The organism is Leisingera sp. SA215, assembly GCF_055902035.1.
Genome location: NZ_JBVVXU010000005.1, coordinates 124,441 through 143,167, shown reverse-complemented (window position 1 = coordinate 143,167; position 18,727 = coordinate 124,441). Strand labels below are relative to the sequence as shown.

The following is an 18,727-nucleotide window of genomic DNA, read 5'->3' as shown; positions in this document are numbered from 1 at the left end:
CCGGTGAAGGCGGCTGTCTACCTCATAGGCCTGCAGCAGGCGACGGGCCGGGCGGAGCTGATGCAGCGCGAGCTGAATCAGGCCGGGCTTTCGGCTGTGCGCATCAATGCGGTGGACAGCACCCGGGTCAGCCGCGGGGAAATGCTGCAGCAATGCAAATCCGAAGGCAACTGGGGCTATTTCCAGACCAAGGACATGGCCTGCACGCTCAGCCATGCCAGGGCCTGGGAGGCGTTTCTGGGATCGGATGCCGATGTGGCGCTGATCCTGGAGGATGACGTTTTCCTGTCGCCCGACACCGGCGCCTGGCTGAACGACCTGTCCTGGTGGCCGCAGGATGCCGGCATCGTCAAGTTTGAACGCTGGCGGGCGACGCGGCTGCAGGTCGCGCTTGGCAAGGATGGCGTCAGCCATATGGGCCGCGAGGTGCGCCAGATGCTGTCCCGCCACGCAGGCGGCGCCGCATATGCGATCTCGCGCCGGGCGGCACAGCACCTTCTGGACAGCCGCCCGTTCGACATCACCCTGGACAACCTCCTGTTCAACTTTGATGCCTCGCTGCCGGCGCGCGCCATCAAGGTTTATCAGGTCCAGCCGGCCCTTGCCGAACAGGGCAACGAGGCGCCGGACGAACACGCCATCGGGCCGGCGCGCCACCGCCCCAGGGGCTGGCCGCTGATCCGCCAGAAACTCCGGCGCGGGATCTATGAATTCCGCGGCGGCTTCAGAGTCTTTCCCAGTGTGGTCCTGGGGCGGGCCACCCTCGAAAAAATCCGCTTCGACGGCCGTTCATTGGCCACCCCGCAGAACCAACAGACACATACCGCTTGAAGGAACCGACATCATGGCAGTCCTCATCGACGAAAACACCAAAGTTATCTGTCAGGGCTTCACCGGCTCGCAGGGCACTTTCCACTCTGAACAGGCCATCGCCTATGGCACCAAAATGGTCGGCGGTGTCACCCCCGGCAAAGGCGGCATGGAACATCTGGGCCTGCCGGTGTTCAACTCCGTGCATGAAGCCAAGCATGTGACCGAGGCCAATGCCTCTGTCATCTACGTGCCGCCGCCCTTTGCCGCAGATTCGATCCTCGAGGCGATCGACGCGGAAATGGAAGTGATCGTCTGCATCACCGAAGGCATCCCGGTGCTGGACATGATGCGGGTCAAGCGGGCGCTGGAGAACTCCAGCTCGATCCTGATCGGCCCGAACTGCCCCGGCGTGATCACCCCCGACGCCTGCAAGATCGGCATCATGCCCGGCCACATCCACCGCCGCGGCTCCGTCGGTGTTGTGTCGCGCTCCGGCACCCTGACCTATGAGGCGGTAAAGCAGACCACCGATGTAGGCCTCGGCCAGTCGACCTGCGTCGGCATCGGCGGCGACCCGATCAAGGGCACCGAGCATATCGACGTGCTGGAATGGTTCCTGGGTGATGACGAAACCGAAAGCATCATCATGATCGGCGAAATCGGCGGCTCCGCCGAGGAAGAAGCCGCGCAGTTCCTGGCGGATGAAGCCAAGAAGGGCCGCAAGAAGCCGGTTGCAGGCTTCATTGCCGGCCGCACCGCCCCTCCGGGCCGCCGCATGGGCCACGCGGGCGCGATTGTCGCCGGCGGCAAGGGCGGCGCCGAGGACAAGATCGAAGCGATGAAATCCGCAGGCATCGTGGTCGCCGAAAGCCCGGCCGGCCTGGGCGAAGCGGTTCTGAAAGCGATCGGCAAGTAAATGGCCTCGCCTGCCCGTCACATATCAGGGCAGGCGCTGCCCGGCGGTCTCCGCCGGGCAGCCTGTTGCGCGTCACCGGCAGGAAATTTCGGGACACCGCCGCCAAGACGGTTTGCAGAACCGGCTTGGCCGCGAGGTTCCATGGTAACTTCGTTGTTTTGAAACCCGTGCAGAACACGCTGCCGGGATTGGCCCAAGGCCAAGTTGAATACGGTCCTAACCTGCAAGAGGCACCCAAATGACCGAACAAAGCCCAAACGATCTCTTCCGCGCCTCCTCTTTCATGCAGGGGCACAACGCGGAGTATCTGGAGCAGCTTTATGCCCAATACGCCAATGACCCGAATGCGGTGGATGCCGCCTGGGCCGAGTTCTTCCGCCAGATGGGCGACGCCGAACTGGACGTGAAGGCCGAGGCTCAGGGCCCCTCCTGGGCGCGCAATGACTGGCCGCCCGCGCCCGCAGATGACATCACCGGCGCGCTGACCGGCGAATGGCCGGCCCCGGCCGAGGCCAAGGGCGCAAGCAAGAAGATCAAGGAGAAGGCTTCCGCCAAGGGCGTTGAGGTCACTGACGATCAGGTGCAGCGCGCCGTTCTTGACTCGATCCGGGCTCTGATGCTGATCCGCGCCTACCGGATCCGCGGCCATCTGGCAGCGGACCTGGACCCGCTGGGCATGCATGCCGCCACGGCGCTTCCGGAGCTGGATCCGAAATCCTATGGTTTCACCGATGCCGACATGGACCGGCCGATCTTTATCGACAACGTTCTGGGGCTGCAGGTCGCCACCATGCGCCAGATTGTCGAGATCGTGAAACGCACCTATTGCGGCACCTTTGCGCTGCAGTACATGCACATCTCCGACCCCGCGCAATCCGCCTGGCTGAAAGAGCGGATCGAGGGCTACGACAAGGAAATCACCTTTACCCGCGAAGGCCGCAAGGCGATCCTCAACAAGATGGTCGAGGCCGAAGGGTTCGAGAAATTCCTGCACGTCAAATACACCGGCACCAAGCGGTTCGGCCTGGATGGCGGTGAGAGCCTCATTCCGGCGATGGAGCAGATCATCAAGCGCGGCGGCGCGCTGGGGGTGCGCGACATCGTGATCGGCATGCCGCACCGCGGCCGCCTGTCGGTGCTGGCCAATGTGATGCAGAAACCCTACCGCGCCATCTTCAACGAATTCCAGGGCGGCAGCTTCAAGCCCGAGGACGTGGATGGCTCCGGTGATGTGAAATACCACCTCGGCGCCTCCTCCGACCGCTCCTTTGATGGCAACACCGTCCACCTCAGCCTCACCGCCAACCCTTCGCACCTCGAGGCGGTGAACCCGGTGGTTCTGGGCAAGGCCCGCGCCAAGCAGGACCAGCTGGGCGACACGGACCGCAGCCAGGTGCTGCCGATCCTGCTGCACGGCGATGCGGCCTTTGCCGGCCAGGGCGTGGTGGCGGAATGTTTTGCCCTCTCCGGCCTGCGCGGCCACAAGGCGGGCGGCACCATGCACATCGTGGTGAACAACCAGATCGGCTTCACCACAGCACCGCATTTCTCGCGCTCCTCCCCCTATCCCACCGACAATGCGCTGGTGGTTGAGGCGCCGATTTTCCACGTCAACGGCGACGACCCGGAGGCGGTGGTCCACGCCGCCCGCGTCGCCACCGAATTCCGCCAGAAGTTCCACAAGGATGTGGTGCTCGACATCTTCTGCTACCGCCGCTTCGGTCACAACGAAGGCGACGAGCCGATGTTCACCAACCCGTTGATGTACAAGAAGATCAAGGGCCACAAGACCACGCTGACGCTCTACACAGACCGGCTGGTCAAGGACGGCCTGATCCCCGAGGGCGAGATCGAGGACATGAAGGCCGCCTTTCAGGCGCATCTCAACGAGGAGTTCGAGACCGGCAAGAATTACAAACCCAACAAGGCCGACTGGCTGGACGGGCGCTGGTCGCATCTGGACAAGAAAGACGCCGACTACCAGCGCGGCCGCACCGCGATCCCGCCGGAAACCCTGTCCGAAATCGGCGCTTCGCTCAGCCGGGTGCCGGACGGCTTCCCGATGCACCGCACCGTCGGCCGGTTCCTGGATGCCCGCGGCAAGATGTTTGAAACCGGCCAGGGCTTTGACTGGGCGACCGGCGAGGCGCTGGCATTCGGCTCGCTGCTGCTGGAGGGCTACCCGGTGCGCCTGGCGGGCCAGGACGCCACCCGCGGCACCTTCTCGCAGCGCCATTCCGGCATCGTCAACCAGGAGACCGAGGAGCGCTACTATCCGCTCAACAACATCCGCGCCGGCCAGTCGCAATTCGACGTGATCGACTCGGCGCTGTCGGAATACGCGGTGCTGGGGTTTGAATACGGCTATTCGCTGGCCGAACCCAACGCCCTCACCCTGTGGGAGGCCCAGTTCGGTGATTTCGCCAACGGCGCGCAGATCATGTTCGACCAGTTCATTTCCTCCGGTGAAAGCAAATGGCTGCGGATGTCGGGCCTGGTCTGCCTGCTGCCGCATGGCTTCGAGGGCCAGGGCCCCGAGCATTCCTCTGCCCGGCTGGAACGCTTCCTGCAGATGTGCGGCCAGGACAACTGGATCGTGGCCAACTGCACCACGCCCGCGAACTATTTCCACATCCTGCGCCGCCAGCTGCACCGCACCTTCCGCAAGCCGCTGATCATGATGACCCCGAAATCGCTGCTGCGCCACAAGCTGGCAGTCTCCAGCGCCGAGGATTTCACCACCGGCTCCAGCTTCCACAGGGTGCTGTGGGATGATGCGCAGAAAGGCAATTCGGACACCCGGCTGGTGGCGGATGACAAGATCAAGCGCGTGGTCATGTGCTCGGGCAAGGTCTACTACGACCTCTTGGAAGAACGCGACGCCCGCGGCATCGATGACATTTACCTGATGCGGGTCGAACAGTTCTACCCGTTCCCGGCGATCTCGATGGTGAAGGAGCTGGAACGCTTCAAGCAGGCGGAAATGGTCTGGTGCCAGGAAGAGCCCAAGAACCAGGGCGCCTGGACCTTCATCGAACCCAACATCGAATGGGTGCTGACCCGGATCGGCGCCAAGCACACAAGGCCGGTCTATGCCGGGCGCGCCACCTCGGCCTCTCCTGCAACCGGTCTGGCCAGCCAGCACAAAGCCCAACAAGCAGCCCTCGTGAACGAAGCGCTGAGCATCTGAGGATAAACAGATATGACAACCGAAGTCCGCGTACCCACCCTGGGCGAATCCGTGACCGAGGCCACCGTGGCCACCTGGTTCAAGCAACCCGGCGACACCGTGTCCGCTGACGAGATGCTCTGCGAACTGGAAACCGACAAGGTGACCGTCGAGGTGCCCTCGCCCGCAGCCGGCAAGCTGCAGGATATCGTCGCTCCGGAAGGCGAGACCGTCGGCGTTGACGCGCTGCTCGCGAATATCGCCGAGGCCGGCGCCGCAGGGCCGGAAACCGTGAAACCCAAGGCAAATGCCTCTGCCCCCGCTGCCCAGGCGGATGACCAGGCCGCCGCCACCGACATTACCGTGCCCGCGCTTGGGGAATCGGTCTCCGAGGCCACCGTCTCGACCTGGTTCAAAAAGGTCGGCGACAGCGTGGCGCAGGACGAAATGCTGTGCGAGCTGGAGACTGACAAAGTATCGGTCGAGGTCCCGTCCCCGGCAGCCGGCGTGCTGGCCGAAATCACCGCCGGCGAAGGGGAAACCGTCGCCGCCTCAGCCAAGCTCGGGGTGATCTCCGGCAGTGCCGCCGGCACCTCCGCGGCACCGGCTGCCCCGGCAGCAGCGCAAACACAGGCCGAGGCGCCCGCGGCCGCGGGCAAGGATGTCGCCAACGCCCCCTCCGCCGAAAAGGCAATGGCCGAAGCCGGTCTCAATGCATCGCAAGTCACCGGCAGCGGCCGGGACGGGCGCATCATGAAGGAAGACGTCGCCGCTGCGGTGGCTGCCGCCAAGACTGCTCCGCCCGCCGCTCCGTCTCCGGCCCCGGCCCAGGTGCGCGGCCCGGTCACGGCTGACGATGCCGCGCGCGAGGAACGGGTGAAGATGACCCGCCTGCGCCAGACCATCGCCAAGCGCCTGAAGGACAGCCAGAACACCGCCGCTATGCTCACCACCTACAACGAGGTCGACATGACCGAGGTGATGGCCCTGCGCAACGAATACAAGGACCTGTTCCAGAAGAAGCACGGCGTCAAACTGGGCTTCATGTCCTTCTTCACCAAGGCCTGCTGCCACGCGCTGAAAGAAGTGCCCGAGGTCAACGCCGAGATCGACGGCACCGATATCGTCTACAAGAACTTCGTGCACATGGGCGTCGCCGCCGGCACCCCCACCGGCCTGGTTGTGCCGGTGATCCGCGATGCCGACGCGATGTCCTTTGCCGCGATTGAGAAAGCCATTGCCGAAAAAGGCGCCCGCGCCCGTGACGGCAAGCTGTCGATGGCGGAAATGCAGGGCGGCACCTTCACCATCTCCAACGGCGGCGTCTACGGCTCGCTGATGTCCTCGCCGATCCTGAACCCGCCGCAGTCCGGCATCCTCGGCATGCACAAGATCCAGGACCGCCCGATGGCGATCAACGGTCAGGTGGTGATCCGTCCGATGATGTATCTGGCGCTGAGCTATGACCACCGCATCGTCGACGGGAAGGGCGCCGTGACCTTCCTGGTCCGCGTCAAGGAAGCGCTGGAAGACCCGCGCCGCTTGCTGATGGATCTGTAAACAACAAAGGGCAGCGCCCGCCCATTTCGTGGGGAGGGGCGGGCGCTGCCCGGCTTTGCCGGGCGGGACAAGGAAATCTATCGATGGAATTAAGGAGTGGGCTCTCCGCCGCATCAACCGGAACTGGCATTGCGAAAAATCATCATGACATTGAAGACAGTGCTGGTGAAAGCGCCTGCAACCTGAAACTCGCAGCGTTAGTTGCATTTACATGACCCCCGAACTCACCGCCCTCACCCTCGCCGCGCTCCTGCAGGTTTTCCAGATCGCCCTGATGGCCGTGCCAGCCAACCTCGAGCTGAAGCCGGGCCAGACCCTCGGCCCGCGCGACCGCGACCGGCTGGGCGGCGATTTGCAGGACCAGTTCTCGCGCCGCACCGCGCGGCTGTGGCGGGCGATGAACAACCATTTCGAAGGGCTGATCCTGTTCACCATCGCCTGCGTGGTGGTCACGCTGGCGCAGAAATCCTCAGCCCTCACCGCCGCCTGCGCCTATCTCTACCTCGGCGCGCGCGTGCTTTACGTGCCGGCCTACGCCTTTGGCTGGACTCCTTGGCGCAGCCTGATCTGGGCCGCCGGCTACCTCGCCACCGCGGCCATGCTGGCCGCCAGCCTCACATGACCCTTCATCTTTCCACAAATACTCCGGGGGAGGCCCGCATGGGCCGGGGGCAGCGCCCCCTCCCCGCTCAACCCAATAAGGAGCACATGACACATGGCATCCTATGACGTGATCGTAATCGGCGCCGGCCCCGGCGGCTATGTCTGCGCCATCCGCTGCGCCCAGCTGGGCCTCAAGACCGCCGTGGTTGAGGGCCGCGAAACCCTCGGCGGCACCTGCCTGAACGTGGGCTGCATCCCCTCCAAGGCGCTGCTGCATTCCACCCACCTGCTGCATGAGGCAGAGCACAACTTCGCCCATATGGGACTCAAGGGCAAAAGCCCTTCCGTCGACTGGAACCAGATGAAATCCTACAAGGATGAGGTGATCGGCCAAAACACCGGCGGCATCGAGTTTCTGTTCAAGAAGAACAAGATCGACTGGATCAAGGGCTGGGCTTCGGTCCCCGCGGCCGGCAAGGTGCAGGTCGGTGGCGAGGTGCATGAGGCCAAGAACATCGTGATCGCCTCCGGTTCGGTGCCATCGTCCATTCCTGGCGTCGAGATCGACGAAAAGATCGTGGTCTCCTCCACCGGTGCGCTGGAACTGCCGAAGATCCCCAAGAAACTGACAGTGATCGGCGCCGGCGTTATCGGGCTGGAGCTGGGCTCGGTCTATGCCCGCCTGGGGTCCGAGGTGACCGTGGTGGAATACATGGACGCGGTCTGCCCCGGCATGGATAAGGACGTGCAGCGCAGCTTCAAGCGGATCCTGGAAAAACAGGGCCTCAACATCATCCTCGGCGCCGCGGTGCAGGGGGTGGAGACCACCAAGACCAAGGCCAAGGTCAAATACCAGCCCAAGAAGGGCGGCGATGAGGTGACGCTGGACGCCGACGCGGTGCTGGTTGCCACCGGCCGCAAGCCTTACAGCGAGGGGCTGGGGCTGGATGCACTGGGCGTCAAGATGACCGAGCGCGGCCAGATCGCCACCGACAACCACTGGCGCACCAATATCCCCGGCGTCTATGCCATCGGCGATGTGATCGAAGGCCCGATGCTGGCGCACAAGGCCGAGGACGAGGGCATGGCGGTGGCCGAGGTGATCGCAGGCAAGCATGGCCATGTGAACTATGGCGTGATCCCCGGCGTCGTCTACACCACGCCCGAGGTGGCCACCGTGGGGGCGACCGAGGACGCGCTGAAAGCCGAGGGGCGCAAGATCAAGGTGGGCAAGTTCATGTTCATGGGCAACGCGCGGGCCAAGGCCGTGGGCCAGGCCGAGGGCGGATTCGTCAAGATCATCACCGATGCGGAAACCGACCGCATCCTCGGCGCCGCGATCATCGGCCCGGCCGCGGGCGACTTGATCCACGAGCTGTGCGTGGCGATGGAATTCGGTGCCTCGGCCGAGGACGTGGCACTGACCTGCCACGCGCATCCGACCTACTCCGAGGCCGTGCGCGAGGCCGCTCTGGCCTGTGGCGACGGGCCGATCCACAGCTGATCCAGGCATAGTGCCGGGTTTACTAAAGGGCAGCTCGCCGCAGCTGCCCTTTTTCTGTTTGGCAACGGGCGTGTCCCCCTCCTTGCTGGCGCTGAAATCAGGTCCCAGGTCAGGTCCCAGAAAGGCACAGCCATCGCCGTTTCATTGCAAGTCAGCTCCCCCGCAAGCGCCGGACAGACCTTCGACCGCAGCTGTTACGCAGACACTATATGCGGATTGCGAACCCGCACATGAGGCCGCATTTGCAGCCCACTACCGTGACCGAGGGGCTGGCGGGCGGGCTCGATGTCCCGGCGCCGTCTTTGCCAGGGAGATTTGAGTTTTCTAGCTTCCGGAGAGTGCAAACGCTCCGGCGGATCAGGCCCGTTGCACAGTCTCGCCCGGTTCAAACCCGGCTTCCCGCATCAGCGCGTCCGAGCGGCTTTCGACGCGCTGTTCCAGCTGGGCCATGAAATCCTCGCGGCTTATCCCCGGCTGCATCACCTCCAGGAACTCCACCACCGCCAGGCCCGGCTTGCGGTAGATCCCCGTGCGCGGCCAGAACACGCCGACATTGGTGGCGGCCGGCACGCAGGGCTGGCTCAGGCCTTGATACAGCACCGCAGTGCCGATCTTATAGGGCTTGCGGGCGCCGGGTGCGACACGGGTGCCTTGCGAATAGATGATCAGCTGGCCGGGCTCGCGGCTCTCCTTGGCGACATCCTTGACCATCTTGGCAATCGCCGCGCCGCGCTTGCCGCGGTTCACCGGCACGCAGCCCAGCCGCTTGGCGTAGACTCCGATGACGGGCGTCCACATCAGCTCGCGTTTCATGATGAACCGGGCCGACGGCACTGCGTTGAAAATGATCAGGATGTCCAGAAAACTTTGGTGCTTGGCGGCGATGATCACCTCACCAGACGGCACCTGGCCTCGGACTTCGGTCTTGATGCCGACCATCCAGCGCGCGGTCCACAGGACCCAGCGGGCATAAGTTTTGCAGGCGATGCGCGCGCCCTTGCGGGAGACTGCGGCCCAAGGCGCAAACAGCAGCCCCAGCACCAGCATCGACAGATACATCTGCACCAGAAAGGCGGCTGAACGCAGCCATTGAACCGGGTTTTTCACGACACTGCTCCCAAACGTTTACCGGCAGCGCGGGTGGTCGCGGCAAAGGCCACCAGCGCGCCCAGCACCGGAATCACCAGCGGCGCCAGCCAGCCCCAGCCCTGAAAGCCAAGCCCGGTGAGAAAGCCGCCCTCATCCGAAGCTTCCGGCATCAGCCAGACACCGATCATCCCCAAGACAACGCCCGCAGCGGACCCGGTCAGGGCGCGCAGGGTGAACCGGCGGATGAAGGCCTGGGCGATATAGCTGTCCAAAGCGCCGACCAGCCGCAGGACTTCGATCACCTGGGCATTGGCCGCAAGGGCCGCATTGGCCGCAAGGGTGATCATCGCCGCCGTGGCGCCGCCGATCAGCAGGATCGACACCCAGGCAAGGCGGCGCAGCGACCGGGCTGCATCAACCAGCGGCGCGCGCCAGCGGGTATGGTCATCCAGAACCGCGCCCGGCACTTCGGCCTGCAGCCGCAGACGCAGCCCGGCGGCGTCATATCCGGGGTCCTCGCCCGTGACTTCGATCAGCTGCGGCAGCGGCAGACTGCCGACCGGCAGGCTGGAGCCGAACCAGGGCGCCAGCAAGGCCGCCTGTTCCTCGCCCGACAGCGCCCGTGCGGTGGCCACGCCCGGTGTCTGGCGCAGGATTTCCAGTGCCGCTTCGGTCTGTGCCGCGCGCTGCTCAGCCGGGGCGTTGATGCGCAGGGTTGCCGCCCGCGCCAGCTCCGAGGCCCATTGGTCCGCCAGCCGCCCGGAGGCCATCGACAGCGCCAGCGCAAAAACCGCAAGAAAGGCCATCGCGCCGGAGACAAACAGCGTCAGATGGGCGGTGAAACCGCTGGGCGGCACCACCCGGTTGGCCTGGGTATCGCCCAGCACCAGCTTGTGCAGCCTGCTGTCGGTCATAAGTCTGCCCCCGCCAGCTGCAATTGCCGGTTGGAGATCCGCAGCACCCGGGCCTGCACCTGGTTCTTGGCCGCCCGGATCAGCGACAGGTCATGGGTGGCCACCAGGATGGTCTTGCCCATCCGGTTCAGCTCCACCAGCAGCTGCAGCAGCCGCTGCGACATTTCCCAGTCCACATTGCCGGTCGGTTCATCGGCAATGATGACATCCGGCGACAGGATGACCGACCGGGCCAGCGCCGCCCGCTGCCGTTCACCGCCCGACAATTCCGGCGGCAGCGCATGGGCCCGTTCAGACAGGCCGACCCAGTTCAACAGCTCGTGCAGATTGGCCTCCTCATGCGACAGCTCCCGCCCGGAAACCAGCAGCGGAAGGGCGATGTTCTCGACCACCGGCAAATGATCCAGAAACCGGCAGTCCTGATGCACAACGCCGACGCGGCGGCGCAGATGGGCCATCTGATCGCGGTCCAGCCCATGCACATCCATGTTGAAGGCCCGCACCCGGCCCGAGGTCGGCATCAGCGCGCCATAGCAAAGTTTCAAAAGCGTCGTCTTGCCCGCGCCGGACGGGCCGGTCAGAAAATGGAACGATCCCGGCGCCAGCTGAACTGACACCTCATCCAGCAGCTCGCCGCCGCCGTAATTATAGCCCACATTCTCCAGCTCGATCACTGCTGCCCCCTGATTGCGCCGCAAAATTGGCGCTCCGGTGTTTTGCCCCATGGGACCATCAGTTTCAATGGGCTCTGTTGCCGGGAAACCCCCGCCCCTGCCAGGCTGGGGCTGGATCGGCATTTGACGCTTTAACCGGGCTGCCGGGCCGCATATAATCCCTTGAAAAACAACCTGTCGCCTGCTGGCCGGCAGGATGGTGCCGAGGAGAGCATGATGCGCCTGACCTGCCCGAATTGTGCAGCCCAGTACGAAGTGCCCGAGGATGTGATCCCCGACGGGGGCCGGGATGTGCAGTGTTCCAGTTGCGGCCAGACCTGGTTTCAGGCATCCGCCGGGGCTGTTGCCGCACGCGCCGCCGGGGAAACCGCGCCGGACGCAGCCGAAATCCAAGTGGCAGCTGCGCAGGCGGCAGAAGATTTCCCTGAGCCGGACATGCCTGGGGACGTCTCCGGCGATCCTCCGGACACGCCCGCTGCAGTTGCCGCGGCGGCGCAGGATACGCCGGAGCCCGCTGCCGGCGCCCCGGAGACCGGCGAAGACGATGATCCGGACCAGTGGACGGGTGCTGACGCAACCGGGGCTGCAGACGCGGAGCCAGAGGCGCCGCCGCGGAGCCGCGCCCTGAACCCCGCCTTGTCCGACATCCTGCGCGAGGAAGCCGAGCGCGAAGCCGCGCTGCGGGCGGCAGAAGGCCACAGCCTGGAAACGCAGCCTGATCTGGGGCTGGAGGCAGCCGCAACACCCGAGGACGACGCCGCCCGCCGCAGCCGCCAGGCCCGCGACCGGATGGCCCGTATCCGCGGTGAAGACCCGCGCCAGCTGGCCGCAGCTGAAACCGGCTCGCGCAAGGAATTGCTGCCGGATATCGAAGAGATCAATTCGACCCTGCGCTCTGCAGACAGTGCAGCCCCTGCACTGCAGGCCGCCTATGAACAGCCGCCGGTGCAGCGCAAACGCAGCTTTGCCCGCGGGTTTTCGCTGTCGGTGATTGCCGCGCTGGTCATGGTCATGATCTATGACAACGCGCCGCTGATCTCGGAAAAACTGCCGCAGGCGGATCCGGCACTCAGCAGCTATGTCGGCTGGGTGGATCAGGCGCGGCTGTGGCTTGATGATCAGGTTAAATCCCTGACCAGCGTCCAGTAACGCTGCCCCGGCAGCATCCTTTGTCCTGAAGTTCCGGATACCGGTTGCTGCAGGCAGCCGGGGTTCAGAACCTGTCCAGCAGCCGTTGCAGGTAATTGCGCTCCCGCTCGCTGCGGTCGCGCTCTCCTGCCCGGCGGCGGATGTCCTCCAGCAAATTCCAGGCGCGGCGGTAGGCATTGCCCTCTCCCACCTTGCCGCCATCGTTAACCGATCCGTTGCTGCGGCCCAGCGGGTCCAGCCGCTCGCCCTCGGCCGTGGCCGAAGGCTGCCCCTGGCCGTTGCGCTGGCCGTCTTCGCGCTGCGCCAGCGCCTGGCCCAGATTGCGCATGCCTTCGCGCAGTGCCTCCATCGCTTCGGACTGCTGGTCGATCGCTTCGGCCATATCACCGCCGCGCAGCGCATCTTCCGCGCCCTCCATCGCCCGGCCGGCCCGGTCCAGCGCTTCGCGGGCGGCATCGCCTGCCTCGCCATCCAGATAGGGAAGCCCCTCCTGCTGGCGCTGCAATTGCCGCCGCAGGGCCTGCTGGCGGTCGGCCAGCGAGCCGCCCGCGCCCGGCTGCGTGCGGCCATCCGGCCCGGAGCCCTGGGGATTGCGGCTTTCGGCGCCGTCGCTGCCCTGGCCGTCCTGGCCGCTGTCACCACCCTGCCCGCCCTGATGGCTTTGGCCGCGGCCCAGACCGCCATCGCGGCCTTCGTTGCCCTGGCTCTCGCCGCGGCGGGCGCCGGGATTGAACTGCTCCTGCAAATCACGGAACGCCTGGTCGGACAGCCCCTGCTGCTCGCGCAGGGTTTCGCCCAGCCCTTCCATCGCCTCCCGGCCCTGGCTGCCCTCGCCCTGACCCTGCTGCGCGCGCGTCATCCGCATGTTTTCCATCATTTCCTGAAACTCGCGCAGCGCCTGTTCGGCCTCCGCCATGCGGCCCTGCTGCATCAGCTCCTGAATGCGGTCCATCATCGCCTGCAGGTCATCCTGGCTGAGGGTCATCATGTCCTCGGGCATCTGGCCCGGTTCCAACACCTCGCCATTCGCTTCCGCCTGCCGGCTCAGCTGGCGCATATAGTCCTGGGTCGCCTCGCGCAGCTCCTGCATCAACTGGGCGATCTCCTGATCGCTTGCGCCATCGCGCATGGCCTGGCTCAGCCGTTCCTGCGCCCGCTGCATCCGCTGCAGGGCATCGCCCACGTCGCCCTCTTCCAGCTGGATTGCAAGATCCCAAAGCGCCGCGGCGATTTCCGCCTGCTGCGGCTCCGGGATGCTGCCCTGCACGGTATAGCTTTCCAGCCGCCGCAGAATGGTGCGCAGCCGCAGGAAATCGCCATAGTCGCGGAACAGGTCTTCGGGGCGGTGCGACAGGCTGCGCAGGATCTGCGCCGCCCGCGGCGCATTTGCGCGCGCCCACAGCAGATCCCGGCGCTGTTCGATCACCGCAGCCGCCAGCGGATCAAAGAAACGGCGGGTGACAAGATCCGAGCCAAAGCCGGCCGCCGCCGCGGATTGCCCGGCCGCATCCACCGCCGAAAAAGTGAAAACCACCGGCAAGTTGGCCCAGGGGTGCCGGGCAAAATCCTCGATCAGCTTTTCGGTAAACTCCTTGCGCGAGCCTGACAGCGGCAGCGGCAGGTCCAGCACCAGCGGCTCCCGCGGGTCGGGGTCTGCGGCCAGCCCGTGGCGGCGCTCCACTGCAGCCAGATCCAGAGCAATCCGGACCTGGCCCGCGGCCACGCCATAGTCATCGCGGGCCGCAAAGGCCAGCGTGGTATAGCCGTCGCTCTCCAGCTCGGGCCGGCCCGCGACCGCCACCTTGGGCGGCTGGTCCGGGATCACCTCCACCTGCCAGCTGCGCCCGCCGGTGCCGTCGATGGAAACCGTGCCGCTGCGGAGGACATCGAATTCCAGCGCGCCGTCCAGGTCCCGCGGCGGCTCTGCGCTTTGGCCTGCAACACTTTGCGACAGGCTGAGCGCCCCCGCCTCGCCATAAAACCGCAGGGTGACGCGGCTGCCTTCCGGCAGTTTCAAGATGCCCCCGGCCTGATCGTTCAGATACAGGACCGGCAGGCGGGTATAGGCGGGCGGCTCTGCCCAGCCCTCCCAGGCCGGGCCGTTGAGGGCGGCGCCGCCGTCCGCTCCCAGCTCCTTGATCGACGCCGCTTGCCAGACCGAGCCGAACAGCAGCGCCACCGCCAGGAACAAACCGGCCGCATAGCGCAGCGCATAAGGATCCGCTGCGGCCACGTTCAGATCCGGTGCAGGCGCCCGCGCCTGTGCCGCGGCATCGGCCATCCGGCGCTGATGCGCCTGCCACAAGGCGATCGAGGCGGCATCCCCGGCCCCGACGGCCTGGGTATCCAGCAGCGCCGCAACCGGCCGCCCGGGCAGGGTTGCGTCCAGACGCGCCAAGGCCGCGCTCCGGGCAGGCCAGCGGAACCGCCAGGCGCCCCAGCCAAAAGCAGCTGCGGCTGCAAGCCCGGCAGCAATTGCGCCGGTCCAGACCGCTGGCTCCGGCAGCAGCAGGTGCAGGCCCAGCATCAGCGCCGCCAGCGCCGCCATCAGCACCGAGGCCAGCGGCCAGAACGCCCGCATGGCACGTTCAGCCACGAGTCCGGCCTGCGTCAGCAGCACAGGCCGGCGCAGGCGTTTCAGGACCGGATCGGCACGTCTGTCAAAGGGCATTCGGGCCTCATGTTCGGATGGCCCGCGCCGGATCGCGCCCGGATCGCTTCAGAGCCACTCCGGGATGGTATCGCGGTTTATCATTTCGTCAAAGGCGGGACGTGCGCGGATAACCGCGAATTGATCCCCATGCACCAGCACTTCCGGGATCAGGGGACGCGAATTATACTCGCTGGCCATCACCGCCCCATAGGCCCCGGCGCTGCGGAAGGAGACCAGATCGCCCGCCGCCAGCGGCGGCAGATCGCGCTGCTTGGCAAAGGTATCGCCAGTCTCGCAGACCGGGCCGACGATGTCGTAAGGCTGGCTTTCAGTGCCTGCCGCAGGCTCCTGCACCGGTACGATGTCGTGATGCGCCTCATACATCGCCGGGCGGATCAGGTCGTTCATCGCCGCGTCCAGGATCAGGAAATCGCGGCCCTCGCCCGATTTCAGATAGATCACCCTGGACACCAGCTGGCCCGCGTTGCCCGCGATCAGCCGCCCCGGCTCGATCTCGATTTCGCAGCCCAGATGGCCCAGCGTCTCCTTGACCATCCGGCCGTATTCCACCGGCAGCGGCGGCGCCTCGTTGGAACGGGTATAGGGAATGCCCAAGCCGCCGCCCAGATCCAGGCGGCGGATGTTATGGCCGTCTTCCCGCAGGGTTCCGGTCAGCTCCGCCACCTTCTGATAGGCCAGCCGGAACGGCTCCAGATCGGTCAGCTGCGAACCGATGTGGACATCGATCCCGACCACATCCAGCCCCTCCAGCGCCGCAGCGCGGGCATAGACCTCGCGGGCGCGGGCAATCGGGATGCCGAATTTGTTTTCGGATTTGCCGGTGGCGATCTTGGCGTGGGTTTTGGCGTCCACATCCGGGTTCACCCGGATGGTGATCGGGGCAACCACGCCCAGCTCCTGCGCCACCGCGTTGATCACTTCCATCTCCGGCTCGGATTCCACGTTGAACTGGCGGATGCCGCCGGTCAGAGCGACGCGGATTTCCTCTGCCGTCTTGCCGACGCCGGAAAACACGATCCGCTCCCCCGGCACGCCTGCCGCCTTGGCGCGCAGGTATTCGCCCTGGCTGACCACATCCATGCCCGCGCCGGCCTGCGCCAGGGTCTTGAGGATGGCCTGGTTGCTGGCTGCCTTCATCGCATAGCAGACCAGGTGATCGGTGCCCTCCAGCGCTTCGTCAAACAGCCTGAAATGCCGCAGCAGGGTGGCGGTGGAATAAACATAGAACGGGGTGCCCACCGCCGCGGCGATCTCGGAGATGGGAACGTCTTCGGCGAAAAGCGCGCCGTCGCGGTAGAGAAAATGATCCATGGCCCCGCGTTTAGGGCAAAACGGGCGGGCGGATCAAATGATTCCGCTGCCCTGCCCCGGCCGGCGCCCCGATTGGCTGAGCGCGGGTTTCGAGTATTTCCGGAACGATGAAAGCAACGGTGAAAACACTGGCCCGCCTTTCATCTTTCCGGAAATACTCCTTGCACCCCGCCGGCCGCAGCGGCGCCGTTCGCGGTGTTGCGCCCCCGGCGCACGCCGTTGTCACCGCATCTTAAGCCCGCCCTGCCATGCTCTCCCCTGATCGCGGTCACCGCCGGGACTGACATCCCCGGCACTTTGGAACAGGGCCCTTTGGCAAGGGCACGCAGAGACAACGTTCAGCGTGCGGGAGGAAGCTCCCGTCCCGCCTCCGCCCCTTGGCGGCGCCGCCACTCCTTACAGCTGATGATCCGCACATCAGATACAGAACGCACCACAGCAGACGGGAACCGGACGGGCAGCAAGCCCGGACCGGCCATTTCCGGTACTTGCTAGAACGTGCTGGATACTCCAACCCGGCCATAGCCGGAAACCTTCACTCCGGTTGCGGCAGGCTCCTGCTTTTGCGGCGGGTTCGCCGCCTGTCCGCCGGTATCACAGGCGGCCAGGCCCAGGAGGGCCAGAACAACAACAGCTGCTTTCATCGCAATATCCTCAAATGAAAACCGCCCCGGCATTGCGGCGGGGGCGGTTGTGAAATGGTGGCTGAACCGGAGCGCATCAAGGGCGCCCGGCACTAGAAGCCCAGGTAGACGCTGACCGGCCCCTTGTGCAGCCCGACGGCGCCGCCGGCATGGACACCGCTATCGCCCACGCCAATGCCTGCGTTCAGCGTCGGCTGCACCGGCTCGCCATCCACACCGCAGGCGGCCAGCGCCGCCAGCCCAAGCAAAGCAATGATCATGTTGCGCATTTCTGCCTCCCCGCCGCGGGCCCTGCATCGCGGCCTCAGCCTGCCAGAATCTCCGTCCAGCGGGCGATCTGCGCGCGCACTTGCGCCGGCGCAGTGCCGCCGTAAGACATCCGCGAGTTTACCGAATTCTCAACGCCAAGCACAGTAAAGATATCTTCGGTGATCTCTGCATGCACCCCCTGCATATCCTGCAGCGAAAGATCCGGCAGGTCGCAGCCGCGGCTTTCGGCCATCGCCACCAGGGTGCCGGTCACGTGGTGGGCATCGCGGAACGGCACCTTCAGCACCCGCACCATCCAGTCGGCCAGATCGGTAGCGGTGGAAAAGCCGGACCCGGCCGCCGCCGCCAGCGATTCGCGGTTGCCGGTCATGTCCTTGACCATGCCCTCCATCGCCGCCAGCGCCAGCATCCAATTGTCGGCGGCGTCAAACACCTGTTCCTTGTCTTCCTGCATGTCCTTGGAATAGGCCAGCGGCAGCCCCTTCATCACCATCATCAGCGCGGTATTGGCGCCAAAGATCCGGCCCACCTTGGCGCGGATCAGCTCGGCGGCGTCCGGGTTCTTTTTCTGCGGCATAATCGACGAGCCGGTGGAGAACCGGTCGCTGAGGGTCACAAAGCGGAACTGGGCCGAGGACCAGATCACCAGTTCTTCGGCAAAGCGCGACAAATGCACCGCGCTGATCGACGCCACAGACAGGAACTCCAGCGCAAAATCGCGATCCGAGACTGCGTCCAGCGAGTTGGCAGCGGGGCGGTCAAAGCCCAGCGCCTTTGCGGTCATCTCCCGGTCGATCGGGAAAGACGTGCCCGCCAGCGCCGCCGCCCCGAGGGGCGATTCGTTCATCCGCACGCGGGCATCGCGCACGCGCGACAGGTCGCGGCCGAACATTTCCACATAGGCCATCATATGGTGGCCCCAGGTCACCGGCTGCGCGGTCTGCAGGTGGGTGAAGCCCGGCATCACCCAGTCAGCCCCCGCCTCGGCCTGCGACAGAAGCGCACGGATCAGCGCCAGCAGGCCCGACTCGGCCGCGTCGAGCTGGTCGCGCACCCAGAGTTTGAAATCGGTCGCCACCTGGTCATTGCGGCTGCGGCCCGTGTGCAGACGGCCGGCAGGCTCGCCGATGATCTCTTTCAGGCGCGCCTCCACATTCATATGGATGTCTTCCAGTGCCGTGGAAAACTGAAACGTTCCGCCCTCGATCTCTGACAAAACGGTGAGCAGCCCTTCCCGAATGGCTTCGGCATCATTATCCGTAATGACGCCTGCTGCGGCCAACATTGCCGCATGGGCCCTTGAGCCTGCGATGTCCTGTGCTGCCATCCGCTTGTCGAACCCGATCGAGGCGTTGATCGCCTCCATGATCGCGTCGGGACCTGCGGCAAAGCGGCCGCCCCACATCTGGTTCGAGGATTGATCTGTCATGGTGTGGA

Annotated in this window: 15 protein-coding genes; 7 read left to right on the top strand and 8 right to left on the bottom strand. The window is 65.5% G+C overall.

Annotated features, from left to right (window positions below):
• Positions 1-3 precede the first annotated feature (3 nt).
• The 6 genes from AC0KW6_RS07760 (at position 4) to lpdA (ending at position 8,565) form a co-directional block, all read left to right on the top strand.
• The gene (locus tag AC0KW6_RS07760) at positions 4-831 is read left to right on the top strand and encodes a glycosyltransferase family 25 protein (RefSeq protein ID WP_474034608.1); all 828 of its coding nucleotides are present in this window, start codon (positions 4-6) and stop codon (positions 829-831) included.
• A gap of 13 nt (positions 832-844) precedes the next feature.
• On the top strand, positions 845-1,729 hold the full coding sequence (gene sucD / locus AC0KW6_RS07755; protein ID WP_323776723.1) for a succinate--CoA ligase subunit alpha: 885 nt from the start codon (positions 845-847) through the stop codon (positions 1,727-1,729).
• A gap of 238 nt (positions 1,730-1,967) precedes the next feature.
• A complete protein-coding gene (locus tag AC0KW6_RS07750) occupies positions 1,968-4,919 on the top strand; it encodes a 2-oxoglutarate dehydrogenase E1 component (RefSeq protein WP_474034607.1) in 2,952 nt (983 codons plus the stop codon).
• Positions 4,920-4,931: 12 nt separating this feature from the next.
• Positions 4,932-6,458 (top strand): 2-oxoglutarate dehydrogenase complex dihydrolipoyllysine-residue succinyltransferase, encoded by a 1,527-nt coding sequence (gene odhB, locus AC0KW6_RS07745; protein ID WP_474034606.1) that lies wholly within the window; start codon positions 4,932-4,934, stop codon positions 6,456-6,458.
• A 211-nt stretch (positions 6,459-6,669) separates the two neighbouring features.
• Positions 6,670-7,080, top strand: coding sequence for an MAPEG family protein (locus AC0KW6_RS07740; RefSeq protein WP_474034605.1), 411 nt, complete (start codon positions 6,670-6,672; stop codon positions 7,078-7,080).
• 93 nt (positions 7,081-7,173) lie between these two features.
• Positions 7,174-8,565, top strand: a complete 1,392-nt coding sequence (gene lpdA, locus AC0KW6_RS07735) for a dihydrolipoyl dehydrogenase (protein ID WP_474034604.1) — start codon at positions 7,174-7,176, stop codon at positions 8,563-8,565.
• Between the two features lie 357 nt (positions 8,566-8,922).
• Here the strand turns inward: lpdA and AC0KW6_RS07730 are convergent, their stop codons facing one another.
• From AC0KW6_RS07730 to AC0KW6_RS07720, 3 genes are read right to left on the bottom strand one after another with little or no spacing between them, the layout of a single operon-like run.
• Positions 8,923-9,672, bottom strand: coding sequence for a lysophospholipid acyltransferase family protein (locus AC0KW6_RS07730; protein ID WP_474034603.1), 750 nt, complete (start codon positions 9,670-9,672; stop codon positions 8,923-8,925).
• Entirely contained in the window at positions 9,669-10,568 is a 900-nt protein-coding gene (locus tag AC0KW6_RS07725; RefSeq protein ID WP_323776711.1) for a cell division protein FtsX, read from the bottom strand. Before AC0KW6_RS07725 ends, AC0KW6_RS07730 begins: the two co-directional genes overlap by 4 nt.
• Positions 10,565-11,242, bottom strand: coding sequence for a cell division ATP-binding protein FtsE (locus AC0KW6_RS07720; protein WP_323776754.1), 678 nt, complete (start codon positions 11,240-11,242; stop codon positions 10,565-10,567). Before AC0KW6_RS07720 ends, AC0KW6_RS07725 begins: the two co-directional genes overlap by 4 nt.
• A gap of 216 nt (positions 11,243-11,458) precedes the next feature.
• Here AC0KW6_RS07720 and AC0KW6_RS07715 point away from each other — a divergent pair, with 216 nt between their 5' ends.
• Positions 11,459-12,391, top strand: a complete 933-nt coding sequence (locus AC0KW6_RS07715) for a zinc-ribbon domain-containing protein (RefSeq protein ID WP_474034602.1) — start codon at positions 11,459-11,461, stop codon at positions 12,389-12,391.
• A 64-nt stretch (positions 12,392-12,455) separates the two neighbouring features.
• Here AC0KW6_RS07715 and AC0KW6_RS07710 read toward each other — a convergent pair whose 3' ends face one another.
• From AC0KW6_RS07710 to argH, 5 genes are all read right to left on the bottom strand, one after another.
• Positions 12,456-15,062, bottom strand: a complete 2,607-nt coding sequence (locus tag AC0KW6_RS07710) for a TIGR02302 family protein (protein WP_474034601.1) — start codon at positions 15,060-15,062, stop codon at positions 12,456-12,458.
• Positions 15,063-15,110: 48 nt separating this feature from the next.
• Positions 15,111-16,376 (bottom strand): diaminopimelate decarboxylase, encoded by a 1,266-nt coding sequence (lysA, locus tag AC0KW6_RS07705; protein ID WP_474034600.1) that lies wholly within the window; start codon positions 16,374-16,376, stop codon positions 15,111-15,113.
• A 491-nt stretch (positions 16,377-16,867) separates the two neighbouring features.
• Complete coding sequence (locus tag AC0KW6_RS07700; RefSeq protein WP_323783412.1) at positions 16,868-17,020, bottom strand: hypothetical protein; 153 nt, start codon at positions 17,018-17,020, stop codon at positions 16,868-16,870.
• Between the two features lie 92 nt (positions 17,021-17,112).
• Positions 17,113-17,289, bottom strand: coding sequence for a hypothetical protein (locus AC0KW6_RS07695; protein ID WP_323783410.1), 177 nt, complete (start codon positions 17,287-17,289; stop codon positions 17,113-17,115).
• Positions 17,290-17,324: 35 nt separating this feature from the next.
• Positions 17,325-18,719, bottom strand: a complete 1,395-nt coding sequence (argH, locus tag AC0KW6_RS07690; RefSeq protein WP_323783408.1) for an argininosuccinate lyase — start codon at positions 18,717-18,719, stop codon at positions 17,325-17,327.
• Positions 18,720-18,727: the final 8 nt, after the last annotated feature.